This window comes from Pseudomonas sp. NPDC090203 (assembly GCF_044746765.1).
Classification (GTDB): domain Bacteria; phylum Pseudomonadota; class Gammaproteobacteria; order Pseudomonadales; family Pseudomonadaceae; genus Aquipseudomonas; species Aquipseudomonas putida_AD.
Window position 1 is genome coordinate 482,037 of sequence record NZ_JBIVCV010000002.1, and the last position, 22,698, is coordinate 504,734.

17 protein-coding genes are annotated in these 22,698 nt (G+C 61.5%); 9 read left to right on the plus strand and 8 right to left on the minus strand.

The genetic code is table 11. The features are described 5' to 3' along the window. Positions 1-17: 17 nt before the first annotated feature. Positions 18-1,082: a uroporphyrinogen decarboxylase gene (hemE, locus tag ACIPO9_RS05045; protein ID WP_400779140.1), complete on the plus strand. Its 1,065-nt coding sequence runs from the start codon at positions 18-20 to the stop codon at positions 1,080-1,082. A gap of 223 nt (positions 1,083-1,305) precedes the next feature. Beyond that, complete coding sequence (locus ACIPO9_RS05050; RefSeq protein ID WP_400779142.1) at positions 1,306-2,760, plus strand: lytic polysaccharide monooxygenase; 1,455 nt, start codon at positions 1,306-1,308, stop codon at positions 2,758-2,760. A 35-nt stretch (positions 2,761-2,795) separates the two neighbouring features. Here the strand turns inward: ACIPO9_RS05050 and ACIPO9_RS05055 are convergent, their stop codons facing one another. Further along, positions 2,796-4,064, minus strand: a complete 1,269-nt coding sequence (locus tag ACIPO9_RS05055) for an MFS transporter (protein WP_400779143.1) — start codon at positions 4,062-4,064, stop codon at positions 2,796-2,798. Positions 4,065-4,176: 112 nt separating this feature from the next. On the opposite strand from ACIPO9_RS05055, the gene ACIPO9_RS05060 reads away from it, so the two are divergent. Then, the gene (locus ACIPO9_RS05060) at positions 4,177-5,067 is read left to right on the plus strand and encodes a LysR substrate-binding domain-containing protein (RefSeq protein ID WP_400779145.1); all 891 of its coding nucleotides are present in this window, start codon (positions 4,177-4,179) and stop codon (positions 5,065-5,067) included. Positions 5,068-5,088: 21 nt separating this feature from the next. Here the strand turns inward: ACIPO9_RS05060 and ACIPO9_RS05065 are convergent, their stop codons facing one another. After that, positions 5,089-5,574 carry a hypothetical protein gene (locus tag ACIPO9_RS05065; protein WP_274131788.1) on the minus strand — a complete coding sequence of 162 codons (486 nt, stop codon included), beginning with the start codon at positions 5,572-5,574 and terminating at the stop codon, positions 5,089-5,091. Positions 5,575-5,938: 364 nt separating this feature from the next. Here ACIPO9_RS05065 and ACIPO9_RS05070 point away from each other — a divergent pair, with 364 nt between their 5' ends. After that, a complete protein-coding gene (locus tag ACIPO9_RS05070) occupies positions 5,939-6,718 on the plus strand; it encodes a ParA family protein (RefSeq protein ID WP_274131787.1) in 780 nt (259 codons plus the stop codon). Between the two features lie 49 nt (positions 6,719-6,767). Here the strand turns inward: ACIPO9_RS05070 and ACIPO9_RS05075 are convergent, their stop codons facing one another. Together ACIPO9_RS05075 and trxC are read right to left on the minus strand one after the other, a co-directional pair. Further along, on the minus strand, positions 6,768-7,139 hold the full coding sequence (locus ACIPO9_RS05075; protein ID WP_400605736.1) for a PAAR domain-containing protein: 372 nt from the start codon (positions 7,137-7,139) through the stop codon (positions 6,768-6,770). 135 nt (positions 7,140-7,274) lie between these two features. Continuing rightward, complete coding sequence (trxC, locus tag ACIPO9_RS05080; RefSeq protein WP_400779146.1) at positions 7,275-7,709, minus strand: thioredoxin TrxC; 435 nt, start codon at positions 7,707-7,709, stop codon at positions 7,275-7,277. A gap of 162 nt (positions 7,710-7,871) precedes the next feature. Here trxC and ACIPO9_RS05085 point away from each other — a divergent pair, with 162 nt between their 5' ends. The 4 genes from ACIPO9_RS05085 (at position 7,872) to ACIPO9_RS05100 (ending at position 10,622) form a co-directional block, all read left to right on the plus strand. Further along, positions 7,872-8,567 carry an aspartate/glutamate racemase family protein gene (locus ACIPO9_RS05085; protein WP_274131784.1) on the plus strand — a complete coding sequence of 232 codons (696 nt, stop codon included), beginning with the start codon at positions 7,872-7,874 and terminating at the stop codon, positions 8,565-8,567. Between the two features lie 137 nt (positions 8,568-8,704). Then, complete coding sequence (locus ACIPO9_RS05090) at positions 8,705-9,001, plus strand: AbrB/MazE/SpoVT family DNA-binding domain-containing protein (protein WP_400605732.1); 297 nt, start codon at positions 8,705-8,707, stop codon at positions 8,999-9,001. Further along, on the plus strand, positions 9,001-9,363 hold the full coding sequence (locus ACIPO9_RS05095) for a type II toxin-antitoxin system PemK/MazF family toxin (RefSeq protein WP_400779147.1): 363 nt from the start codon (positions 9,001-9,003) through the stop codon (positions 9,361-9,363). The genes ACIPO9_RS05090 and ACIPO9_RS05095 overlap by 1 nt, the downstream gene beginning before the upstream one ends. A 284-nt stretch (positions 9,364-9,647) precedes the next feature. Next, entirely contained in the window at positions 9,648-10,622 is a 975-nt protein-coding gene (locus tag ACIPO9_RS05100; RefSeq protein WP_400779149.1) for a hypothetical protein, read from the plus strand. Positions 10,623-11,003: 381 nt separating this feature from the next. Here ACIPO9_RS05100 and selO read toward each other — a convergent pair whose 3' ends face one another. The 3 genes from selO to ACIPO9_RS05115 are packed head-to-tail and all read right to left on the minus strand — an operon-like array spanning position 11,004 to position 17,687. Further along, on the minus strand, positions 11,004-12,467 hold the full coding sequence (selO, locus tag ACIPO9_RS05105; RefSeq protein ID WP_400779151.1) for a protein adenylyltransferase SelO: 1,464 nt from the start codon (positions 12,465-12,467) through the stop codon (positions 11,004-11,006). Between the two features lie 48 nt (positions 12,468-12,515). Further along, on the minus strand, positions 12,516-15,908 hold the full coding sequence (gene mscK / locus ACIPO9_RS05110) for a mechanosensitive channel MscK (RefSeq protein WP_274131780.1): 3,393 nt from the start codon (positions 15,906-15,908) through the stop codon (positions 12,516-12,518). Between the two features lie 36 nt (positions 15,909-15,944). Next, entirely contained in the window at positions 15,945-17,687 is a 1,743-nt protein-coding gene (locus ACIPO9_RS05115) for a potassium/proton antiporter (RefSeq protein WP_274131779.1), read from the minus strand. A gap of 260 nt (positions 17,688-17,947) precedes the next feature. Between ACIPO9_RS05115 and ACIPO9_RS05120 the strand changes: the two genes are divergently transcribed. Further along, entirely contained in the window at positions 17,948-20,482 is a 2,535-nt protein-coding gene (locus ACIPO9_RS05120; RefSeq protein ID WP_400779153.1) for a dermonecrotic toxin domain-containing protein, read from the plus strand. Between the two features lie 7 nt (positions 20,483-20,489). Here ACIPO9_RS05120 and ACIPO9_RS05125 read toward each other — a convergent pair whose 3' ends face one another. After that, a complete protein-coding gene (locus ACIPO9_RS05125; RefSeq protein ID WP_400779154.1) occupies positions 20,490-22,292 on the minus strand; it encodes an acyl-CoA dehydrogenase in 1,803 nt (600 codons plus the stop codon). Between the last annotated feature and the right edge of the window lie 406 nt (positions 22,293-22,698).

The window sequence follows — 22,698 nt, forward strand, 5'->3', positions numbered from 1 at the left end:
TTTTAGCGGATTTCGCCATGACTGCCCTGAAGAACGACCGTTTCCTTCGCGCCCTGCTCAAGCAACCCGTAGACGTCACCCCCGTATGGATGATGCGTCAGGCCGGTCGCTACCTCCCGGAATACCGCGCCAGCCGCGCCAAGGCCGGGGATTTCATGAGCCTGTGCAAGAACCCGGAGTTCGCCTGCGAAGTCACGTTGCAGCCCCTTGAGCGCTATCCACTGGATGCCGCGATCCTGTTCTCTGACATTCTCACCGTTCCCGATGCCATGGGCCTTGGCCTGTACTTCGAGACCGGCGAAGGCCCGCGTTTCAAGAAAACCGTCACCACCCTGGCCGACATCGAAGCGCTGCCGATCCCGGATGCGCAGAAAGACCTGGGCTACGTGATGGACGCGGTCAGTACCATTCGCCGTGAACTCAACGGCCGCGTACCGCTGATCGGCTTCTCCGGCAGCCCCTGGACCCTGGCGACCTACATGGTCGAAGGCGGCTCCTCCAAGGATTTTCGCAAGTCCAAGGCCATGCTCTACGACAACCCGCAGGCCATGCACCTGCTGCTGGATAAACTGGCGCAATCGGTCACCTCTTACCTGAACGGCCAGATCCTGGCGGGTGCGCAAGCGGTGCAGATCTTCGACAGCTGGGGCGGCAGCCTCTCGGCGGCGGCGTACCAGGAATTCTCCCTGGCCTACATGCGCAAGATCGTCAGCGGCCTGATCCGCGAACACGACGGCCGCAAGGTCCCGGTGATCCTCTTCACCAAAGGCGGCGGCCTGTGGCTGGAAAGCATCGCCGACGCTGGCGCCGACGCACTGGGCCTGGACTGGACCTGCGACATCGGCGAAGCCCGCCGCCGCGTCGGCAACAAGGTCGCCCTGCAAGGCAACATGGACCCCACCGTGCTCTACGCCCGCCCGGAAGCCATCCGTCAGGAAGTCTCCAACATCCTGGCCAGCTACGGCAGCGGCACCGGCCACGTCTTCAACCTCGGCCACGGCATCACCCCCGAAGTGGACCCGGCCAATGCCGGTGCCTTCATCGAGGCTGTGCACGAGTTCTCGGCGAAGTATCACCAGTAAGCGCTAAAGCTCAGATGTGAAAACGCCCGGTCATTGCCGGGCGTTTTTGTGTCTGCGTGTTCCACGTCTGGGCGCTCAGGTGGTCGGTAACTTCGCTGTCAACATTTGGCGAATGTCCTCTCAAATTAGCGGGAAGCATTCCTACATCAAAAAAAAATCATGCGCATAGACTTGGTCAGGTCGTTCACGGACGGACGTTTAAGAATTCAGACAGGATGAATGAATGATGTCGAAGCTCACCATTGCGTCACTTGGAGTCACCTCTCTCGCCATTTTAGCTACGCTGGCATCGCCGCGATATGCCGCTGCCCACGGTTATCTGAATGACCCTCCTTCCCGGGCATTGCTCTGTCAGAAGGGACTCAACAAGGAGTGCGGGGGTGCACAGTACGAGCCGCAAAGCGTAGGTGAAACGGACAAGGGCTTTCCCGCCACGGGCGTGCCCGACGGCAAGATCGCCAGCGGCGCGATTTCCAGGTTTGCAGCGCTGGATGTCCAGTCCGCCACCCGCTGGCACAAGACCGAAATCAAGGATCGCAGCGTCGCCTTTGACTGGTATTACAAGGCGACTCACCCTGCTACCAAGTACGAATACTTCATCACCCAGAACGGCTGGAATCCCAACGCCGAACTGGCACGCAGCTCGTTCGCCCTTACCCCTTTCTGTGTCATCGATGCGGGTGGCCGCTTACCCACGGATCAGCCGCCGGGCAGCGAGGGGCCTGCCCGGGAGAAACACAGCTGTGAACTACCCTCGGATCGCAGCGGCCATCACGTCATCCTCGGTATCTGGACCGTCCATGACACGGGAGGCGCGTTTCATAACGTGCTCGATGTGAACATTGTCGCCGAGGCGGAGGCGCCGGATGGCTGGAGACCGGTGGGCAACATCACGCCTCGGGATGAATTGTGGGGCGGTGACAAGGTCAAGGTCCGGGCCATGACCGGTGAGGGCGAGAGCGCCGAGTTCAGCTCGCAGATCACCATCGCCAGCGCAGAAGACGGCAAGCCCGGGAACTGGTCATTCAACCTTGCGCGGCAACTCAATGAAGCGCACACACTGGTACGGGCAGGCGTGCGGGGCGAAGACGGCACCATCGCTCCTGTCAGGGGCGCCAACAACCTCTACGCCAAACAGGAAAGCGGCGTGAACCGGTATGAACTGCAGATGGATCTGGTGGAGGATGCCCAGGCCGAACTGAACATCCAGCCCGTCAGCCAGGACCTGGAGCTGGTCAAGGGACGAGCAACGCTGCCACTGGTCGTGACCGGCAACCGCAGCATGAACATCGAAGCCACGGTTTTCGACGCTTCACACAAACCTGTCGGTGCTGTCACCCGTGCGTTCGAACCTGGCAGCGCGACGCTCGACATTGCCTTGCTCAGCGAGCCGGGCCAGCACCAGATCAAGCTGACCGGGGTCACCCCAGACGGGCGTACCACGCGCCAGGCTCTGGAGAATCTCACCCTGACCGGCGAAGGTGGTGGCCAGGGATACGACGCGGTTTACCCGCAAGACATCGATACCTACACCGCCGGCACCACTGTCCTGCAGCCGGCCGACGGCAAGGTCTACGAGTGCCTGCCGTTCCCTGCATCGGGCTGGTGCAAGCAAAGCCCTCATCACTATGGTCCCGGAACAGGCTCCGACTGGCAGGATGCCTGGAAACTGAAGTAGGGATCGGCGGTTACGAGCAAGGCCCGGCGGTGTGACTAAGCCTGAATGTTCACCGCCAACGGCTTCACCTTCGTCAGCTTCAGCGCTGCGCCCAGGGCCACCAGCAGCAGGATGCCGATGAACACGCCGATCCCGTTCCAGCCCGCGTAGTGCCAGAACATGCCACCGCCGGTGCCGGCGACGCTGGAGCCGACGTAGTAGCTGAACAGGTACAGCGAGGAGGCCTGACCCTTTGCCTTGATGGCCCGGCGGCCGATCCAGCTGCTGGCCACGGAGTGGGCGCCGAAGAAGCCGAAGGTGAACATCAGCACGCCGATGACCACGACGGTCAACGGGGTGAACATCGTCAGCGCAAGGCCCGCCAGCATCAGCACGATCACCGCCCACAGCACGTTGCGACGGCCGAGTTTGTCGGCCAGGGCGCCGATTTTCGCCGAGCTGTAGATGCCCGACAGGTAGACCACCGAGAACAGCCCGACCACTGCCTGGCTGAGGTTGTAGGGATCAGCCAGCAGGCGGTAACCGATGTAGTTGAACAGTGTCACGAAGGCGCCCATCAGCAGGAAGCCTTCGAGGAACAGCCACGGCAGGCCGGCGTCGCGAAATTGCAGGACGAAACCTTCCAGCAGGCTGCGGGCATTGAGCGGGCGAGGACGGAAGTTGCGGGACGGCGGCAGGAATTTCCAGAACAGGCTGGCAGCGCCCAGGGCGATCAGGCCCATGATCATGAGTGAGGTGTGCCAACTGACGAAGTCGCTCAGCACCCCGGTGATCAAGCGTCCGCTCATGCCGCCGATGGCGTTGCCGCCGATGTACAGGCCCATGGCCAGGCCGATGTGCTGCGGGTGGATCTCCTCGCTGAGGTAGGTCATTCCCACGGCGGCCAGGCCGCTCAGCGAAAGCCCCACCAGCGCCCGTGTGAGCAAGATGCCTTCCCAGGTCGGCATGAAGGCGCTGGCGATGGTGAAAAATGCGGCGGAGAACAGCGCGAACACCATCACCGATTTGCGTCCGAGACGATCGGAAATCGGGCCGGTGATGAGCAGGCCGATGGCGAGCATGGCGGTGGCCACCGAGAGGATCAGGCTACTCTGGGCCGCATTGATCGAGAACTCGTGGGACAGCATCGGCATCATCGGCTGCACGCAGTAGAGCAGGGCAAAAGTCGCGAAGCCGCCGGCAAACAGCGCGAGCACGGTGCGCATGAAGGCCGGGGTGTCTTTTTCGATGTAGGTATCACCCAGCGGGATGGCGGCGTTGATCGAGTCAGGCGCGGACGCGGCGGGGGATGCAGCAGTATTCACGGAGAACCTCAGGGATGAAGCGGCGATGAGAAAAAGAATATAGCCAGCTAACGATTCCTTCCAATATATTGTTCGACCTGTTTGATAGGTTTCACGACCTAATAGGATTTCCATGGAATTACGACACCTGCGCTACTTCATCGCGGTGGCCGAAGAGCTGCATTTTGGCCGGGCTGCCGAGTCTCTCGGTATTTCGCAGCCACCGCTGAGCCAGCAGATTCAGGCGCTCGAACAGGAGTTAGGGGCACGGCTGTTCGAGCGAACCAACCGACGAGTGGAACTGAGCGAGGCAGGGCGGCTGTTTCTGGACGAAGCGCGTCTCGTGCTGGCGCAGGTGGAAAAAGCCTCGGACGTCGCCCGGCGCGCGCAGTTGGGTGAACTGGGCGAACTGAAGATCGGCTTTACCGCGTCGGCACCGTTCACCTCCAGCATTCCCCAGGCGATTTTTGCCTTTCGCCAGCGCTATCCTGCCGTGCATCTGGCGCTTCAGGAAATGAGCAGCAAGGAAGTGGCCGATAGGCTGGAGGAGGAGTCGATGCAGGTCGGCATCATGCGGCCATTGCCCCTGCCGGATTCACTGGTGGCGGTGGAATTGTTGCGTGAGCCGTTGGTGGCGATTCTGCGTTCGGATCATCCATTGGCCACGGGCAGCGACAATGGCCTGTACCTCAAGGAGCTGGCGAGCGAACCGTTCGTGTTCTTTCCGCGCAGCTACGGCAGTGGCCTGTATGCGCAGTTGCTGAGCTTGGCGCGAGAGGCGGGATTCAGCCCGTTGTTCACCCAGGAAGCGGGCGAGGCGATGACCATCATCGGCCTGGTGGCGGCTGGGCTGGGGGTGACGGTGCTGCCAGCGTCCTATCAGCGGATGCGTATCGAAGGGGTGGTCTACCGCACGTTGCTCGACCCCGAGGCGACATCGGCGGTATGGCTGGTGCAGCGCAAGGATCAGAAATCACCCATGGCCAAGGCGTTCGTAGAGCTGGTGACGCGCAAGGCGGGGTGAGGGCGCCCTACGTTATCGCGGTCATTTGGACGCCTTGCCCTGCAATGGGCTGACAATGTATTTCAACTCGCCACCCTCAAGCGTGAGCCGGAAAATGCCTTCGGAGGCGTAGTCGACCCGCCAGCGCTCATCCAGGGTGCGGCCATGGGGCAGCAGTTGCACGCCGGGGTAGTCGAAGCGCACTTCCTCTTCGGACGTCAGCGCGAACAGCACAGCCGCGAACAGCTCGCGGGCTTCAGGGTTGGGCGGCAAACCATCGGCCTTCCAGGTTTCTTCGTGCAATAGCTGGCGGGCTACCGGCATGCCCAGCGGGTCCGTGAGGGAAAAGCGCAGGCCGTGGCGTTCTTTCTGCGCCTGTAGGGTCCAGTCCTGACGCTGGCCGGCCTGTTCGCGCTGCACGTGCAGTTGAACCGGGAACTTGATATGCGGGATTTGTGCAGGCAGCGGGGCGTGGCTGGCGCAGGCGCTCAGAAACAACATGCAAGCCACCAGCAGAGCGCGAATCATGGGTGTCACCTTTGTAGAGTGTTCGCCGACAGGCTGATGCTGCCAGGCGGGGCCAGAGGTTTTTGCCAGCAGGCGCAGCCGACCCAGGGAGCCATTCCCGAGTGGCGGGCATTATCCTGATGCCAATGCGCAGAGGCAAACTCTGAAACAAATAGTGTGCTTACTTAAGATCTTTCCTACTGATACGGGGCAAAGGGATTACGATGCGTCGTGGCAGGCTTTGGAGCGGCTGGATCATATGTCCGCTCAGTCGTCAGATTTTTCCATGATGCTCGCCCGACTTATCTCAATTGCCTAAACTCGGGACCATTCATCGGATCGCTCGGCGGTCCTCCACAGCAAGACGGCAACAGGGAGTTAAGAAATGCGGCGTGTGGTGTTCAATCAGAAAGGCGGCGTTGGCAAGTCGAGCATCGCCTGCAATCTGGCGGCGGTCAGCGCCAACGAGGGGTATCGGACCCTCTTGATCGACCTGGACGCTCAGGCCAACTCGACGCACTACCTCACGGGTCTTACCGGGGAAGACATCCCCATGGGCATTGCCGAATTCTTCAAGCAAAGCCTGTCATCGGGGCCGTTCGCCAAGAAGAACCAGGTGGATATCTACGAAACCCCGTTCGACAACCTGCATGTGGTCACCGCGACTGCGGAGCTTGCCGACCTTCAGCCCAAGCTTGAGGCCAAGCACAAGATCAACAAGCTGCGAAAACTGCTGGATGAACTGGACGAGGACTACGACCGTATCTACCTGGATACGCCGCCAGCCTTGAACTTCTACGCGGTTTCGGCATTGATCGCTGCTGATCGAGTGTTGATTCCCTTCGACTGCGACACCTTTTCCCGTCAGGCGCTGTATGGCCTGCTCAAGGAAATCGAGGAGCTCAAGGAAGATCACAACGAGGATCTGGAGGTGGAAGGCATTATCGTCAACCAGTTCCAGGCTCGCGCCAGCTTGCCCCAGCAGATGCTCGACGAGCTGATCGCCGAAGGGCTGCCGGTGCTGCCGGTGTACCTCAACAGTTCGGTGAAGATGCGTGAGTCGCACCAGGCCAGCCTGCCGCTGATCCACCTGGACGCGCGGCACAAGCTGAGCCAGCAGTTCGTCGAGTTGCACCATCTGCTTGAGAGCAACACCGACCATTGATTGCGCCCATGTCGGCGGTGCGACAACACCGCCGACATGTGAACGGCGACTAGGCCGCCTTGCCTCCACGCATCGTCTTCATCAAGTGCCGGGCGTGGCTGCGGGCTTTTTCTGCCTGATCCCTGGGGATGTTGATCGCTGCCTGCATGTCTGCCTTGAGCTGGTCCTGGCTGGCGATCAGCCTGTGCTCGCCGAACGGGCAGCCACAGCACACCAGTTGATCGTGGGTGGCGATGGCCACCACCTGATCGATGAACGTCGGATTGCCTTGGGCGATGAAGCCGACCTGTCGGCAGGCGGCGCACCATACCGGGTCGCCGATGCGGGCCAGCCGGCGGTCCTCCCACGAAAGCGTCGCGGATGTCTGCAGCACAATGCCGCCTGTGGTGGTCGAGTCGCCTTCCCTGATTGCACATGTCATCGTTCGCAGCCTCGGATTAACCAGTGAGCTGCTAACCCTAGGCGCTGAAATCAGCCCGCGAAGGGCTGAAAAGCGCTTTCAGAAATGCCCTACCGCCAAAACAGGAAAGCACTGCAAGCCGTGCAGCAAAGGCTGTCAGATGCCCTGGCTTGCCAGCCAGGCGGTCAATTGAGGCAAGGGCATGGCACCGCTCTGACGCGCCACTTCGCGGCCATTCCTGAACAGGATCAGACTGGGAATCGAACGAATCCCCAATTGCGCTGACAGTTGCTGGTTGGCTTCGCTGTCCAGCTTGGCCAGGCGCACGCGCCCTTGCAGTTGAGCGGCGGCCTGTTCGAAGGTCGGCGCGAAGGATTTGCACGGCCCGCACCAGTCCGCCCACACGTCCACCAGCAATGGCAGGTCGCCCTTGATCTGGCTGGCGTAGTCGCCCTGGGTGAGGTTGAACGGCTTGCTCAGCAGCACCGGCTGTTTGCAGCGACCGCACTTGGGCGCATCGCCCAGACGGTCGGCAGGGATGCGATTCAGGCCGTTGCACTGAGGGCAGGGGATGACAAGGGGCTCGGACATGATGGTTACCGGAATAAGGGCGAATGAGCGGTAGATGGAGCCAGGGCGGCCGCATATCAAGTGTGGACCACGACTGTACCGCCAGCTTGCGCCGCTTCTGTTACTGGCTTGCTCGTGGCAATCGGCCTAGCCTGAGTTGCCAATAAAAACAGAGAGAACCTTATGCAAACCCTCGGTGTTCTGGGCGGAATGAGTTGGGAATCCACCGCGACGTATTACAAATGGCTCAACGAAGGCGTCCGCAATCGCTTGGGAGGCCTGCACTCGGCGCCGCTGCTGCTGCACTCGGTGGATTTCGCCGGCATCGCCGCGCTGCAGAAATCCGGCCAGTGGGACCTGGCAGGCGAACGACTGGCCGAGGCTTCCCGGGGTCTCGAACGCGCCGGTGCCGGCGCGATCCTGCTGGCGACGAACACCATGCATAAGGTGGCGGCAGCCATCGAGTCTGCCGTCGACATCCCCCTGCTGCACATCGGCGACGCCGTCGGCCAGGCGCTACAGGCCAGGGACGTCACCCGCGCCGCGCTACTGGGCACCCGCTTCACCATGCAGGAAGACTTCTACAAGCGCCGCCTGGCTGACCGCTTCGGCATCGAAACGCTGCTGCCCAGCCTCGACGCCATGGCCGAAATCGACCGCGTGATCTTCGCCGAACTGTGCCTGGGCCAATTCCACCAACCCGCCCGCGACTTCTACCTGGGCGTGCTAGAGCAACTGCGCGACCAGGGTGCCCAGGCCGCCATTCTGGGCTGCACCGAAATCGGCCTGCTGCTGGAAGGCGTGCAAAGCCCGCTGCCGCTGGTGGACAGCACTCAGGAGCATGTGGAGATGGGGTTGGGGTGGTTGTTGGGGAGTTGATTCAGCCAATTCCCACAAGGCTGGAATGACGTTTCGCATTGGATGGTCTTTCGCAGCTGATTAGGCTGGACGCTTATCCTCGCTCATCGCAAAGGCCGGTGTCGGGTGCTACTTTTGTAGCACTGTCAGGTGAGGCAATGGCTATGGTCGAAAAGAGAAAGACGATGACGATGAACTCCACTATTCGCAGGCAAGGCGGGGCGGCGGTAATGACCATTCCTCCTGCTTTTCTCAGACTACTGGATCTGGATATAGGGTCTCAGGTCGAACTGAGCGTTGAAGCGGGCGGACTGATCGCTAAGCCAGTCCCTCAGATGGTCAGGAAGCGCTACTCGGCTGCAGAGTTGTTGAAAGGTGCCGAGCATGTCGCCGAACTCAATAGCGAAACCGCCTGGGCAAGGGAAGGCGACCCGATCGGACGGGAAATCATTTAATGGTTCGTCGCAAGGCACCTTCTCAAGGCGATATCTATTGGATTGATCCGAATCCGGTGGCGGGTCGGGAAATGAAAGATCGACATCGATATATCGTCATCACCTCTCGGCAAATCAATGAGCTTGGGGTTTGCATGGCGGTTCCCGTAACAAGCGGTGGAGCATTTTCCCGCGAGGCTGGGCTTTGCGTGGTGATTTCAGGGCATGAGACCAATGGCGTAGCGGTTTGTAATCAGGTTCGAACCTTTGATATTGAGTATCGGGTACGAAACGGATCGGCCGGGTTCATCGAGAACCTCGATCGCGCGACAACTAATGAAGTCGTATCGAGAGTTTTGAGCGTGATTGATCTTCAGGATTAGCCATTAACCAGACGTTTGTGCCTCATTTCACATTTCGTTTAATTTTTTACCGTTTCACCCAAGCGTCAGCGGCAATCCGCGACGTTCACCATTTTTCAATTTATCACCCCTTCCCTCCAGAATCATTGCGCTTACCGCTAGCGTCTGCGGCGCTTTATCCGAAAGAGAGGCCCGTTTGCCCAGCTGGTCACCAACCAGCACCACGCCTAGCTTCCCGCGCTGAGGGGGCGTTTATCCGGACCTGATGCATCGGCCCCTGTCATCTCATTGCCAGGGAGTCGCCAATGATCAGTCAGATACAAGCCGCCGCCGCGACGGTTGTCGCCAGGATGTCAGGCACCGCCGTTACACCGCCTCAGGAGCAGGAGAGCAACCAGCTTGCTGTGGATAAAACCGCGAAACCGTCAACCGACAAGGCGAGTTTCTCGACGCTGGCCAATCAGTTGAACGAAAGCACCGCCCGTGCCGCGAAGCGTGAGGCGCAGATGACTCACGATGACCTGGGCAAGTACGGGGTCGGGCGGGTCAATGAGTTTCTGCAGGAGACCAAGACCGCCAACAGTTTTACCCGGGCGATGGAAGTGCCGAACACCAAGGATCCCGCACTGCTGGACCGCGCCCGCAAGGCCAGCGAGTTTGTGTCCAGAACCATCGCAGGTGACAAGCATGCGACGAGTCCCTTCGATAATCTGTCCCGTGAGCAGTTGAACGCGGTCGTGTACGACGACAGCGGCATGTTCACCCAGAATGAGCGGCGGGCGGCGTGGCATGTGGTGCAGAAGATGGACGACGCTTGGCAGAAGGTCGCGATTGCCGAGGGGACCATCGAGCAGGTGCGAACCGGCAAGGCGTCGAAGTTCTATCGGGAGGCGTTGAGTTATTACCAGTCCTTGCCGGCTATCGAGAAGGCGGTGGGGTATCCGAAAAATGCCGAAGCGGTTCTGCGTGACAGGATCAAAAACGACCCGACCTTACCCGGGCTGCCCGGCGTGCCGAGTCGTCAGGCGCCGGACCGCAAGCTGACGCTGTATGACATTCTCGCCGGAGTCGTTGACACCAAGCAGGAGAAATCCGGCCTGGTGAACTCCGCGTACAGCAAGAAATTCAGCCCGAGGACTTCCCCCGTGCCAGTGACCTGGACCGAGGCCTACATGAAAAAACGTGAAGCGAGGTCGGCCCAGGCTGCTGCCGTCGCGGGCGCAGCACCAGCGCAGAAGGCTCCTGACACCACGCCTGCGCCGGCTGCCCCAGGTCCGTAGCAGCCTGAACACAACCCCCCTAACACCGCCAAACCTGTAGGAGCGCGCTTGCCCGCGACGGTGTCGGTACAGACACTGCAGTGGCGCCTGCCCTGGCCCTGTCGCGGGCAAGCGCGCTCCTACGGGAATGGGTGTATGTCACCCGTAGCAGCACGGCTTGCCGGCGGGGACGATTTTGAGGGCGCTCCCGCCGGCAAGCCGTGCTGCTACGGTGGGCGTGTTGAACCAAATCCCCTAACACCGCAATACCTGTAGGAGCGCGCTTGCCCGCGACGGCGTCGGTACAGACACTGCAGCGGCGCCTGACCTGGCCCTGTCGCGGGCAAGCGCGCTCCTAAGGGGTTTGGTGTCGGTCATCCGTAGCGGCACGGCGTTTGGTGCTCACGACGAACAACTGATCTCCAGATGCTTGCCCCAATCCGGTGGCCGCTGTGCATAACTGTCCATTTCTGGCTGTTCTTCGAACGGGCGGGTCAGGACTTGATGCAGGCGGCGCACTTCGCTGTAGTCGCCTTGTTCGGCGGCTTCGATGGCGCGTTGGGCCAGGTAGTTGCGCAGCACGTAGAGCGGATTGACCGCGTGCATGCGGGTGCGGCGTTCGTCTTGGGTGGTCTGGGGTTCGCGGGCAATGCGTGCCAGGTAGGCTTGCCCCCAGGCATCGAAGCCCAGCATGTCGACGAAGTCATCGCGCAGGCGGCTGACGGCAACATCGGCGGACTCTTCACCTAGCCGGCGGAAGAACAGACTGTAATCCACGCCACTGTTCTGCATCAGTTGCAGCAGGCGGGCGATCAGGTCGGCGTCGTCGTCTTCGGCGGTGGTCAGACCCAGGCGGCGGCGCATCAGGTCCAGGTAGTGGGCCTGGTAAATCGGCAGAAACATCCCGAGTGCTTCGCGCAGCGGTTCGACCTCGACGAAAGGCGTCAGCGCCTGGGCCAGTGCGCTGAGGTTCCACTGGCCGATGGGCACCTGATTGCTGAAGGAGTAGCGGCCTTCGTGGTCGGAATGGTTGCAGACGAAATGCTGGTCGAAGTCGTCCAGAAACGCGAACGGGCCGAAGTCGAAGGTGATGCCCAGGATCGACATGTTGTCGGTGTTCATCACGCCGTGACAGAAGCCGTAGGTTTGCCATTTGGCGATCATTTCCGCCTGGCGCTCGACGATCACCCGGAACATCGCCAGATATGGCTCGGGCTGTTCCATGCACTCGGCGTAGTGCAGCGACAGCACGTGGTCGGCCAGTTCTTTGAGCTGCTCGTGCTGCTTGGTGTAGAAAAAGTATTCGAAGCTGCCAAAACGCACGTGGCTCTTGGCCAGGCGCAGAACCATGGCCGCGCGTTCCTGGGTTTCGCGCCACACCGGCGTACTGGAGCCGATCACGCAGGCGGCCCGGCTGGTGGCGATACCCAGCGCATGCAGCGCCTCGGAGGCCAGGAATTCGCGGATCGAAGAGCGCAATACGGCCCGGCCATCGCCCATGCGCGAATAGGGCGTTTGACCCGCACCCTTCAGATGCAGGTCCCAATGCTCGCCCGCTTCGTTGTACACCTCGCCCAGCAGCAGGCCTCGGCCATCGCCCAGGCGCGGATTGTAGGAGCCGAACTGGTGGCCGGAATAGACCATCGCCCGCGGATCCGCTTCGGCCCACAGCTTGTGGCCGCTGAACAGCTCGGCGAACACCGGCTCTTCGGCCTGGGCAGGGTCCAGGTCCAGCAGCGCCAGTGCCGCGTCGCTGGCGACCACCAGCCGCGGTTCGGCGATGGGCTCGGGCAGCACGGACGTGGAAAAACCGTCGCCCAGGCGGGCGAAGCGGTTATCGAAGGTCAGTTCGTCGAGGGCTTTCAAGGGACAGCTCCAGCAGAGTAGATGACTACTCTGCTGGAATTTGCCGGGTCAGTCGAGTTTGACTTCCGGCGGCTCGGGGGCATCCTTGGGCGCAGGCTTGATCTCGGCGGGCGCCGAAGCCGGTGCAACCAGCGGCGGGGCGATGGTCTTGTGCTCGGGTTCGACGGGCACCATCTTGTATTCCTGGCCCTGCATGTTCTTGAGGTAGACCTCCATCTGCCGGAACGAGATGTTGATCTTGTGCTTCTTGAACTCCTTGTTGATGAAGCGGTTGATCTCGTCCAGCACCGGGTTACGGTCGCCGAGGTCGTGCACGTGCATGCGCAGTTCGTGGTCCAGCGTGCTTTCGCCGAAGTTCAGGAAGTAGACGATCGGCTCCGGCTCCTTGAGCACCCGCGGGCTGTCATGGGCGGCCTGCAGCAGCAGAGTGCGCACCAGGTCCAGGTCCGAGCCGTAATCCACGCCCAGTTTCAGGGTCACGCGGGTGATGGTGTCGGTCAGCGACCAGTTGATGAGCTGTCCGGTGATGAACGTCTTGTTCGGGACGATGATGTCCTTGCGGTCGAAGTCGGTGATGGTGGTCGCACGGATGCGGATCTTGCTCACGGTGCCCGACAGGTTGCCAATGGTGATGGTGTCGCCGATCCGCACCGGACGCTCGAACAGGATCATGATGCCGGAGATGAAGTTGGCGAAGATTTCCTGCATGCCGAAACCCAGGCCGACCGACAGCGCCGCCACCAGCCACTGCAATTTGTCCCAGCTCACGCCCAGTGCCGACAGTGTGGAGACAAAGCCGACGCCCGCAATGATGTAGGAAAGCAGGGTAGTGGTCGCGTAGGAACTGCCCTGCTTTAGGTTCAGTTTCGACAGCACGAACACTTCCAGCAGGCCCGGCAGGTTACCCGCCAGCACGAAGGTGATGCCGATGATGACCAGCGCGCCGATCAGGTCGCCCAGGCTGATGGGCACCATGCTCATGTTGGCGCCGGTGCCGCTGGTGTATTCGTACAGGGTGATGTTGTCCAGGTACGAGAACACCGTGATCAGGTCGGCCCAGACCAGATACAGCGCACCGATGAAGCCGCCGATCAGCGCGAGGCGGATCAGGCGCAGCGACTGCTGGTTGACCTGCTCGATGTCAAGCGTCGGCTCTTCGACCAGCACTTCGCCCTCGCCGGCTTCCTTGGCCGCCTGGCGTTTGCTCAGCGCGCGGTTGTAGGCCAGACGGCGGGCCGCGACGCCCAGGCCGCGCACGAACGCCGCTTCGATGACCAGCCACAGCATCATCAGGTACAGGGTGTCGATCAGCCGGTCGCTGAGTTTCAGCGCGGTGTAGTAGTAGCCAAAGCACACCGCCAGGAACAGCGCGATGGGCAGCGCGGTAAACGCCAGGCCCACGGCGCGGCGGAACAGCGAGGCGTTCTGGTGCGTGGGGCTGGTCAGCAGCAGCTTGGCCAGCAGCCAGGTCATCATGGCGTAGCAGGTCAGGACCACGGCGATGCCGATCACATCGTCGGCCAGCGCGGAGGGCTCATGCTCGGCCACGGCCACCACGGTGACCAGCGCCAGTACCACCAGGCCCATGCGCCGGATCCAGCCACGCAGAAACTCGACCTGTGGCTTTTCCCAACGGAAGTGCAACTGCGCCACGCCGCCCGGCGCGAGGATACGGTAGGCGGTGTAGAACACCAGCCAGGCCAGGGAAATCTGCATCAGCGCCGCGCCCAGATTGACGTTCTGCTCCCGGGCGTCGATCTGCAGCGCCAGCGCGCACAAGGCCAGTGCCAGGGACAGGGGCATGGCCAGCAGGATGTTGATGAAGATCGCCAACGGCGTCTGCCACTGCCTGTCGCGCTTGAAATGGCCGATGTCACCATGCAGGCGATTGAGCTTGGCGTACAGCGCCTTGCGCTTCCACATCAAGGCGCCGATGACCAGCAACAGCGGCAGGAAGATCAGCGGGCGCTGGCTCAGGCCGTCGCCCAGTTCGCTGACGGTGGACGTCCACGGCAGCGTGGTGATCTGCTTCATCAGGCGTGGCTGCACCCGTTGGAACCACTCAAGGTCCAGCGGCTTGTTGCTGGGAATCCAGAACATCTGCTCGTCCAGGGTCTGGCGCAGGCTGGTGGCCGTGCTGACCAGTTGCTTCTGGTTGAGCTGCAGGGTGATGGACTCGTTGAGCAGGGCGCTCAGTTCGCGGTTCAGGCGTTCGAGCAGGTCGCTGCGGGTGGTGGCCAGGTCGAGCAAAGTCTTGCGCAGCGCCGGGGTCACGTCTTCGGGCTTCTGGGTGGCCAGCAGAGTGTCGACGTAGCTGGCCGGGTTGCTCATCTGCTCGCGCTGCTGGTTGACCTCGAACTGATACAGGCGAATGTCGGCGATTTCGTCCGCCAGACCGCTGTCGAGCTTGAGCTTGGGCAGCGCCTGTTTCTGTTTATAGAGAATCTTGGACAGCAGCAGGCTGCCGCTGAGCACGTTGATCTGCTCGTCCATCGCCGCGTCGGTCTGGGTGATGGCGTCCAGCTGGGTCTTGGTCTTGAGGTTCTGCTGAGTCAGTTCGTTGAGGCGGTCGGTGCCGCGCAGCAGGTAGTCCGAGAGCTTGAGGTTGGTCGCGCTTTCGGTCGCCAGCAGGCTGCTGCCGCCAGCTTTTTGTGCCTCGATGGACAACTGCGTCACGGTTTCCTGGGACTGTGCGCGGCGCTTGTCGTTGATCAGCGTTTGCAGGTCCTGGATTTCCTGATCCTGGCGGGCGACTTTTTCGGTCAACAGGTCACGTTGGCTGCCGCCCAGGTCCTGCAACTGGCTGTTGCCGGCCAGTTCCTGGCGACGCAGGGCGATCAGCGCGTTGATCGAGGCCAGTTCTGCATTGAGCTGGTTGCGCTGGTCGGCGCTGATGGCTTTGCTGCCATCCTTGCCTGACTTGAGAATGCCGCTGATGGTCTGCATGCGCGTCTGGCTGCTGCTGATTTCCGCCTGCGCACGCTCGGGGCGGGTCTGGGCGGTGATCGTCAGGCTGTTGGCGTCGTTCAGGGCTTTCTGCAGGTCGGCCTGCTGGGCGCTGCGCTGGCTGAGCAACTGCTCGAGGGCCGGCACGTCCATGTTGGCGTAGCGCTGGGCCACCGGTATCTGGCGGATGCCCTTGAGGCGTGTCAGTTCTTTCTGATTGTCTACCGTCTGTTTCGGCGCGTCGGCCAGCTGCTTCTTCAGGTCTTCGAGCTTGCGCTGGTTGTCCTTCTGGCTGGCCAGGAACGTGAGCGTCTGCTCCAGCACCTGTTGCAGGGCTTTCTGGTCATCGGGCGACAGCTTGCGGTCGGCGATCTTGTCCAGGCTCTGCTGAACGGCTTCGCTGGACGGTGGGGGCGTGTCGGCGGCGTGAGCCGGGACGTTGGACAGGCAAAGCCCCAGCAAGGCTGAGGCAAGAAAGGTACGCAGCGAGAACATAGACACCGGGTCGAACAATCAGGAAAGGGGAGCAGTTTAGAGGAACAACCCGGGACCCGGGCGGCTTCCTTCGGGGAATCTGACGCCCACTTTGAGGATCTTGTTCCCCTCCATCACTGCAACTGTCCAAATAGTTCCGTTCCATTCGATCTGGTCGCCGACGATTGGCTCGCCGCGATTCTTCTGAATGATGAACTGGCTCAGCGGCATATTCGAATCCAGGCCGTCGAGTTTCAGACCGTACAAAGCCGCGACAGCCCCGAGCTGAGCGTCTCCCTCGAGGACGAAGTCACCGAAGAAGCGCAGATCCAGACCACGCTGCGGTGCCTGGCTGAACAGCTTGCCCAGTGCCGGAAGGTCGTGTTCGTGGCCGATCACGCACAGCAGATCACCGGTCTCCAGCACCGTACTACCCGACGGATGGAGCAGTTGCTGGCCGCGAAACAGGGCGGCGATCCGGGTGCCTTCGGGCATTTTCAGCTCACGAAGGGCCGCGCCGATGCACCATTTCTCCGCACCGAGTCGATAAACGAACAGTTCCCACTCGCTGGTCACGTGGACTTCCAGCGCCGCGCGGGAGATCGGAGCAGGATCAGGCGGAACCGTCACCTTCAGCCACTTGGCCATCCACGGCAGGCTCGTGCCCTGCACCAGCAGGGACACCAGCACGATAAAGAACGCGAGGTTGAAGAACAGCTGCGCCTGAGGCAGCCCGGCCATCAGCGGGAACACCGCCAGAATGATCGGCACCGCGCCGCGCAGGCCGACCCAGGCGATAAAGGCTTTTTCGCGGCCATGGAACACCCGAAACGGCAGCAAGCCGGCGAGTACCGACAGCGGCCGCGCCACCAGAATCATCCACAGGGCCAGGCCCAGCGCAGGCACGGCAATCGGCAGCAGATCGTGAGGCGTGACCAACAGGCCCAGCACCAGGAACATGCCGATCTGCGCCAGCCACGCCATGCCGTCGAGCATGTGCAGGATGCCGTGGCGGCTGCGAATCGGCTTGTTGCCCAGCACCAGGCCGCAGAGGTAGACGGCCAGAAAGCCGCTGCCGTGAATGGCGTTGGTCAACGCGAAGACCGCCAGGCCCCCGGCGATCACCAGAATCGGATACAGGCCGTTGGCCAGGTTGATACGGTTGACCAGTTGCAGCATCAGCCAGCCGCCGCCCAGGCCCAGGATGCTGCCAATGCCGAATTCCTGAATCAGATGCCCCAGCAGGCTCCAGTGCAGGCCGGTCTGGCCGCTGGACAGCATGTCGATCAGCGTGACGGTGAGAAACACCGCCATCGGGTCATTGCTGCCGGATTCGATTTCAAGGCTGGCCGTGACCCGCTCGTTCAGGCCCTTGCCGCCGAGCAGCGAGAACACCGCCGCCGCGTCCGTGGAGCCAACGATGGCGCCGATCAAAAGGCCCTGGATGATGTTCAGGTCGAACAGCCAGGCTGCGATCATCCCGGTCAGCCCGGTGGTAATGAGCACGCCAACCGTCGCCAGCGACAGCGCAGGCCACAGCGCCACCCGGAAACTCGCCACCCGCGTGCGCAATCCGCCGTCGAGAAGGATCACCGCCAGTGCCAGGTTGCCGACCAGATAGGCCGTTGGGTAATTGTCGAAGATGATGCCGCCGCCATCGACACCGGCCGCCATGCCGACCGCCAGGATGATGACCAGAATCGGGATGCCCAGCCGCGATGACAGCGAACTGACCAGAATACTTGCGCCCACCAGCAACGCGCCGATCAGGAACAGGCTGTTGATGGTCGTGGCATCCAAGGGCGGTACTCCAGACAAAAGCAGAAATAAATGCAAAACGCGATACACATAAGCCGGTGACCGACCATGCAGTCCGCGTGCCAAGGGATTTAACCCGTTGAATCGGCTGGCTGTCAAAGCTTTGTCGACCGTCCCTTGGTTGTGGGGGCATAGGTGCGGTGCTCAGCGTCCGACAGCGGCAGTCAAAGTAAATAGTTACCGCATGTTGATCTGCACAAACTGATTACGTGCATGACTTTCTCCAACAAGGATGACAAGTCATGCAGTCCGATACTGGCATCAACCCAGCCCTGCCATTGCAGCCAATCGAAAACCGGGCCGGACAGCAGCTCCATCAGGACGCTGCAGCCTTCATGAAAAACTACCCCGATATTCGTGCGCTGGCGTATGAGGCTGCGCGCACGATCATCCATAAACACACCGGGCAAAGCCTGGACCCGACGACCCTGTACTGGCATCGCTTCAAGAGTGCGATGAACAGCGCTCGAGCCTTTACTGGCTGGCAGCACAGCGGTCGCCCCGATCAGTCGCTTACCCTGATCGAGCTGGTGATGCATCGCTTCGATGCCGCCGACCAGGAGGCCCCAGACGAGCTTGACCTCTACGGCGGGTTCTACACCGTTGGGCCGGATGAGCAGGTATACGACGAGCGCAACGAAGTTCCGATGCTGCCCAGCCAGGTACTGCAGGACTTCTGGAGGATGGATTTCGCCGCAGACTGCAGGCACCGAGTGGAGGTGTTCTGGCATCAGCACGCCGAGCGTTTCAGTCTGCTCGTCAAGACCCGGCTGCTGTCTTCAGCGGGACTGGCGCTCAGTCACCGGCAAATGACACCGCAAGACTTCCGAACGGTCTTGATGGCGGTCACCGGTGGTACGAATACCCACGTGACCAAGACGATGCTGCGGCCCGGCACGCGCCCTGCGGACGGGGTGTCGATCCGGCTGTTCGAGCTTGCTGGCACGCCTTCACGCAACACGCTGTGCATAAAGACCCGACAGGGGCGACGAATCCTGTACTGCCCCGACGAACAGCCGGCCTTTTTGTACTTCGACGATGATCTGGCCCTGACCCGATGGTTGAAGGCGCAGTTGGCCGACCCGACGACGAAGGCGGCGCTGGTGTCGCGTTTTGTACGGGATGAAGCGGGCCGGGCGTCATTTACGAAAATACTCAAAGGGCTGGGAGATCGGGCGCTGGGTCAGGAGCGCGTCGTGCCCACTGGATCGGCGGACGTGTTCTCGCAGCTGCGGGACCGTGCGCGTCAGGAAATGCGCGAAGACGTGCATCAACAATTGACCAGCAATGCCAGCCTGCGCAAGCAAATGTGGATCGGCTACCTGGGCGCGTTCATCCAGGTCCTTGGTGCATTTGCACCTATCGGCTGGCCCTTGGCCTTGAGCATGGTGGGGGCGGGGATTGCGAATGTCGGGCTGAACATTGACCAGGCAATCGATGGACGCACGCCGCGTTTACGCAAGGCGGGCGTGGTGGGTGCCATCGCCAATTCGATTTACCTACTCCTCAACCTGCCGTTGCTGACGGACCTGCGTCGGCCGGTTTTGGCGATTCCGGATGAGGTTGAGGATCAGGTTGTGTCGCTCGACAGCCTGGAAGGCGACGCCCTTCTGGAGGACGCCCCTGCTGCTCACCGTGACAGCCGCTATCGTGGCGTTCACGTGATGGATAACGGCGATACCTGGATCCGTCTGAATGGTCGATCCTTTCGGGTGCAGCACGTTGCGGACCTGAACCTCTGGTACATCGTCAGGCCGCAGGAGCCGTTTTCGTTTCGCGGCGCACAGATGGTGCGCCTGAATGACGCGGACCAATGGGAACTGGTCTCACCGCTAGGCTTGAAGGGCGGGATGGAAGGCACCGCGCATGCGGGGCAAGCTCGCGCCGTAGCTCGATCTTTCGAGACAGTCTCGTCGGATTTCTGGGACGTCCACATGCAGTTCAACCTGCCGCAAGAGCGTCGCTTGTCTGCACTGGGTAACCAGCGTCAGGCATCGGTGATCGATGTCTACGATGCCGAACACTGGCAAATAGTCTTTTCCGACACCGACGGCGAGAGCGCCGTGATTGATCGCAGCGGCGAGATACACCGAGTGTTCAGGGCCGGGAACGACTGGTATGGCGGAGTCATCTCGCAATACACCCAGGATGAAGACGCCTACAACATTTTCCTGCGCACCGGGACGGGTACGGGGCGGGATCAGATCGGCGCGCTCAGCCGTCTGCTGGAGGATCTTTCGGAGATCGCGCCCAACAACGATGTCGCGCTCTATCGAGGCGGCAGCGGTCAACGGGGAACGTCAGGCCGAGCCTTTCGCGACGGCAGGTTCAAGCCCGGCGATGTGCTGGTCAACACCGACATCACCTCGTTCAGTGAAAATCCGTACATCGCCCGGGTGTTTTCCAGCAGCCAAGGCGGCGCCGCCTCGGACACCTATCATGGCAGCATTACCTTCGATGACACCTCAGTGGTCTTCGAGCTTCCTGAACGGCAATACCTCACCGCCACGCCGATCAGTCCCTTTTCTGTCAGCCCTGAAGAAGTCGAATCGGTGTTCGTGCCCGGCAACTACTTTGAAATCCAGCGTATCCAGGAAGTGGCCGGCAACCGCTATCGCTTTGTAAATGTGCAGCTCAAACAGATCACTCCGGAACGAGTGGCGGGTACTGTCTATGACATGCGCACCGGCCTGCCTTTCAACCGGGCGCACTATGCCGCGAGACTAGGGCCCGACGCGAAGGGGCTGGTGGACAGGTTCTTTCCGCTCCAGCCATAGCGCAGGGTCAGAAACCGCTGTCCGGCATTGAGAGGCAGACATCGTCACGGGCTTGCAGAATCGCAAGCTCGTGGTGGCAGGCTGGCACTTCCCATGTCAGGAAGTAGCGCGCCGCTTGCAGCTTGCCCCGGTAGAAGTCGGCGTCGGTTTCGTTGCCTGCATTCAGACCCTCCTGAGCGCGAATCGCCTGCTCCAGCCAACGCCAGCCGATCACGGTATGGCCGAAGGCTTTTAGATACAGCGCCGAGTTGGCCAGTGTGCTCGTGACTTTGCCTTGGGCCAGGTCGGTCAGCAGTGCCAGCGTGACCACTTGCAGGTTGGCGACGATCTTTTCCAGCGGCTCACGCAACGAGTCGAGGTTCTGGTGCTGCTGCGCACGCTCACAGGTGGCTGCAATGAGACGCAGCAGTTGTTTGAGCCCGGCGCCGCCGTTCTGCGCCAGCTTGCGCCCCAGCAGGTCAAGCGACTGAATGCCGTGGGTGCCTTCGTGGATCGGGTTCAGGCGGTTGTCGCGGTAGTATTGCTCCACCGGGTATTCGCGGGTGTAGCCGTGGCCGCCGAGGATCTGGATCGCCAGCTCGTTGGCCTTGAGGCAAAACTCCGATGGCCAGGATTTGACGATGGGCGTGAGCAGGTCCAGCAGTTCATGAGCCTGGGTGCGCTGCTCCGGGGTCTCACCGGTTTGCGTGTCGTCGAACAGACGGGCGGCATACAGGCCCAGATCGAACCCACCTTCGACATAGGCTTTCTGGGTCAGCAGCATGCGTTTGACGTCGGCATGCTGGATGATCGAAACCTGCGCGCTTTCCGGGTTCTTGCTCTCGGGAAGCCGGCCTTGCGGACGCTCGCGGGCGTAGTCCAGCGAGTACAGGTAGCCGGCGTAACCCAGCATCACCGCACCCATGCCGACGCCGATGCGCGCCTCGTTCATCATCTGGAACATGTAGCTCAGGCCTTGGTGCGGCTTGCCGATCAGATATCCCGTGCAGTTGCCGTTGTCGCCGAAATTCAGCGCGGTGGACGTGGTGCCACGCCAGCCCATCTTGTGGAACAGCCCGGCCAGCAGCACATCGTTGCGCGGCCCCAGGCTGCCGTCGTCGTTGACCAGAAATTTCGGCACGATGAACAGCGAAATCCCCTTCACCCCGGCAGGCGCGTCCGGCAGCTTGGCCAGCACCAGATGGACGATGTTTTCCGACAGCGGATGGTCGCCGCCTGAGATAAAGATCTTGTTGCCCCGCAAGCGATAGCTGCCGTCTGCTGCGGGCTCGGCACGGGTGCGGATGTCCGACAGGGACGAGCCGGCGTGGGGCTCGGTCAGGGCCATGGTGCCATAGAACCGGCCCTCGATCATCGGCTGCAGGAAGCGACGCTTTTGCTCCTCGCTGCCGAAGTTCTCGATCAGGTTCGCCGCGCCCATGGTCAGAAACGGATAGGACGCAGAAGCCGCGTTGGCCGCCTGAAAGTGCGCAAAACAGGCCTGAGACAGCAGCGTCGGCAGCTGCATACCGCCGTCTTCGAAACCGCGAGCGGCATTGAGAAAACCCGCCTCGAGAAACGCATCCACCGCAGGTTTGACCTCAGGAATCAAAACCGCCTCGCCGTTCTCGTAGCGCGGCTCGTTTTCATCGTTCTTGCGGTTATGCGGGGCAAAGAACTTCTCGGCAATGGTCCGCGCCGTCGTGATCGCCGCGTCGAACGTCTCCCGACTGTGCTCGGCAAAACGCCCCCGCCGAGTCAGCGCCTCGGCGTCCAGCACCTCATACAGCTCGAAAGCCAGATTGCGGGAACTGAGCAGCATCTCGGACATGGCGGCGTACCTTTCATTGAAGTGCTGCCGAGTCTAGGAGGGTGAGAGTGGGGTGGGTAGCAAGATTGATTTGGGTGATGGGGGGGTAGAACGCAGGCCGCTCAAACACCGCCAAACCCGTAGGAGCGCGCTTGCCCGCGATTGCGTCAACACATGTATTGCAATGATGGCTGGCACGACGCCTTCGCGGGCAAGCCCGCTCCCACAGAGATCGTGGCCGATTGTCTATATGAGTATGGCTTGGAGGCGGGGGCGATTTTGAGTGCGCTGTCGCCGGCAAGCCGGACTGCTACGGTGGGTGGGGTTGGGCGCGAATGGTCGAAGCGCCGCAGGGTGTGTAGGAGCAGGGGGATCTGACCTGGCCCTGTCGCGGGCAAGCGCGCTCCTACAGAGGTTGGTTTCGGTC

Coding starts and splice junctions, on each gene's coding strand:
- ACIPO9_RS05100 (WP_400779149.1), top strand. CDS start 9,648: ATGATCAGTCAGATACAAGCCGCCGCCGCGACGGTTGTCGCCAGGATG.
- ACIPO9_RS05125 (WP_400779154.1), bottom strand. CDS start 22,292: ATGTCCGAGATGCTGCTCAGTTCCCGCAATCTGGCTTTCGAGCTGTAT.
- mscK (WP_274131780.1), bottom strand. CDS start 15,908: ATGTTCTCGCTGCGTACCTTTCTTGCCTCAGCCTTGCTGGGGCTTTGC.
- ACIPO9_RS05065 (WP_274131788.1), bottom strand. CDS start 5,574: ATGATTCGCGCTCTGCTGGTGGCTTGCATGTTGTTTCTGAGCGCCTGC.
- ACIPO9_RS05060 (WP_400779145.1), top strand. CDS start 4,177: ATGGAATTACGACACCTGCGCTACTTCATCGCGGTGGCCGAAGAGCTG.
- ACIPO9_RS05050 (WP_400779142.1), top strand. CDS start 1,306: ATGATGTCGAAGCTCACCATTGCGTCACTTGGAGTCACCTCTCTCGCC.
- ACIPO9_RS05075 (WP_400605736.1), bottom strand. CDS start 7,139: ATGACATGTGCAATCAGGGAAGGCGACTCGACCACCACAGGCGGCATT.
- ACIPO9_RS05090 (WP_400605732.1), top strand. CDS start 8,705: ATGGCTATGGTCGAAAAGAGAAAGACGATGACGATGAACTCCACTATT.
- ACIPO9_RS05120 (WP_400779153.1), top strand. CDS start 17,948: ATGCAGTCCGATACTGGCATCAACCCAGCCCTGCCATTGCAGCCAATC.
- ACIPO9_RS05070 (WP_274131787.1), top strand. CDS start 5,939: ATGCGGCGTGTGGTGTTCAATCAGAAAGGCGGCGTTGGCAAGTCGAGC.
- ACIPO9_RS05085 (WP_274131784.1), top strand. CDS start 7,872: ATGCAAACCCTCGGTGTTCTGGGCGGAATGAGTTGGGAATCCACCGCG.
- trxC (WP_400779146.1), bottom strand. CDS start 7,709: ATGTCCGAGCCCCTTGTCATCCCCTGCCCTCAGTGCAACGGCCTGAAT.
- hemE (WP_400779140.1), top strand. CDS start 18: ATGACTGCCCTGAAGAACGACCGTTTCCTTCGCGCCCTGCTCAAGCAA.
- ACIPO9_RS05095 (WP_400779147.1), top strand. CDS start 9,001: ATGGTTCGTCGCAAGGCACCTTCTCAAGGCGATATCTATTGGATTGAT.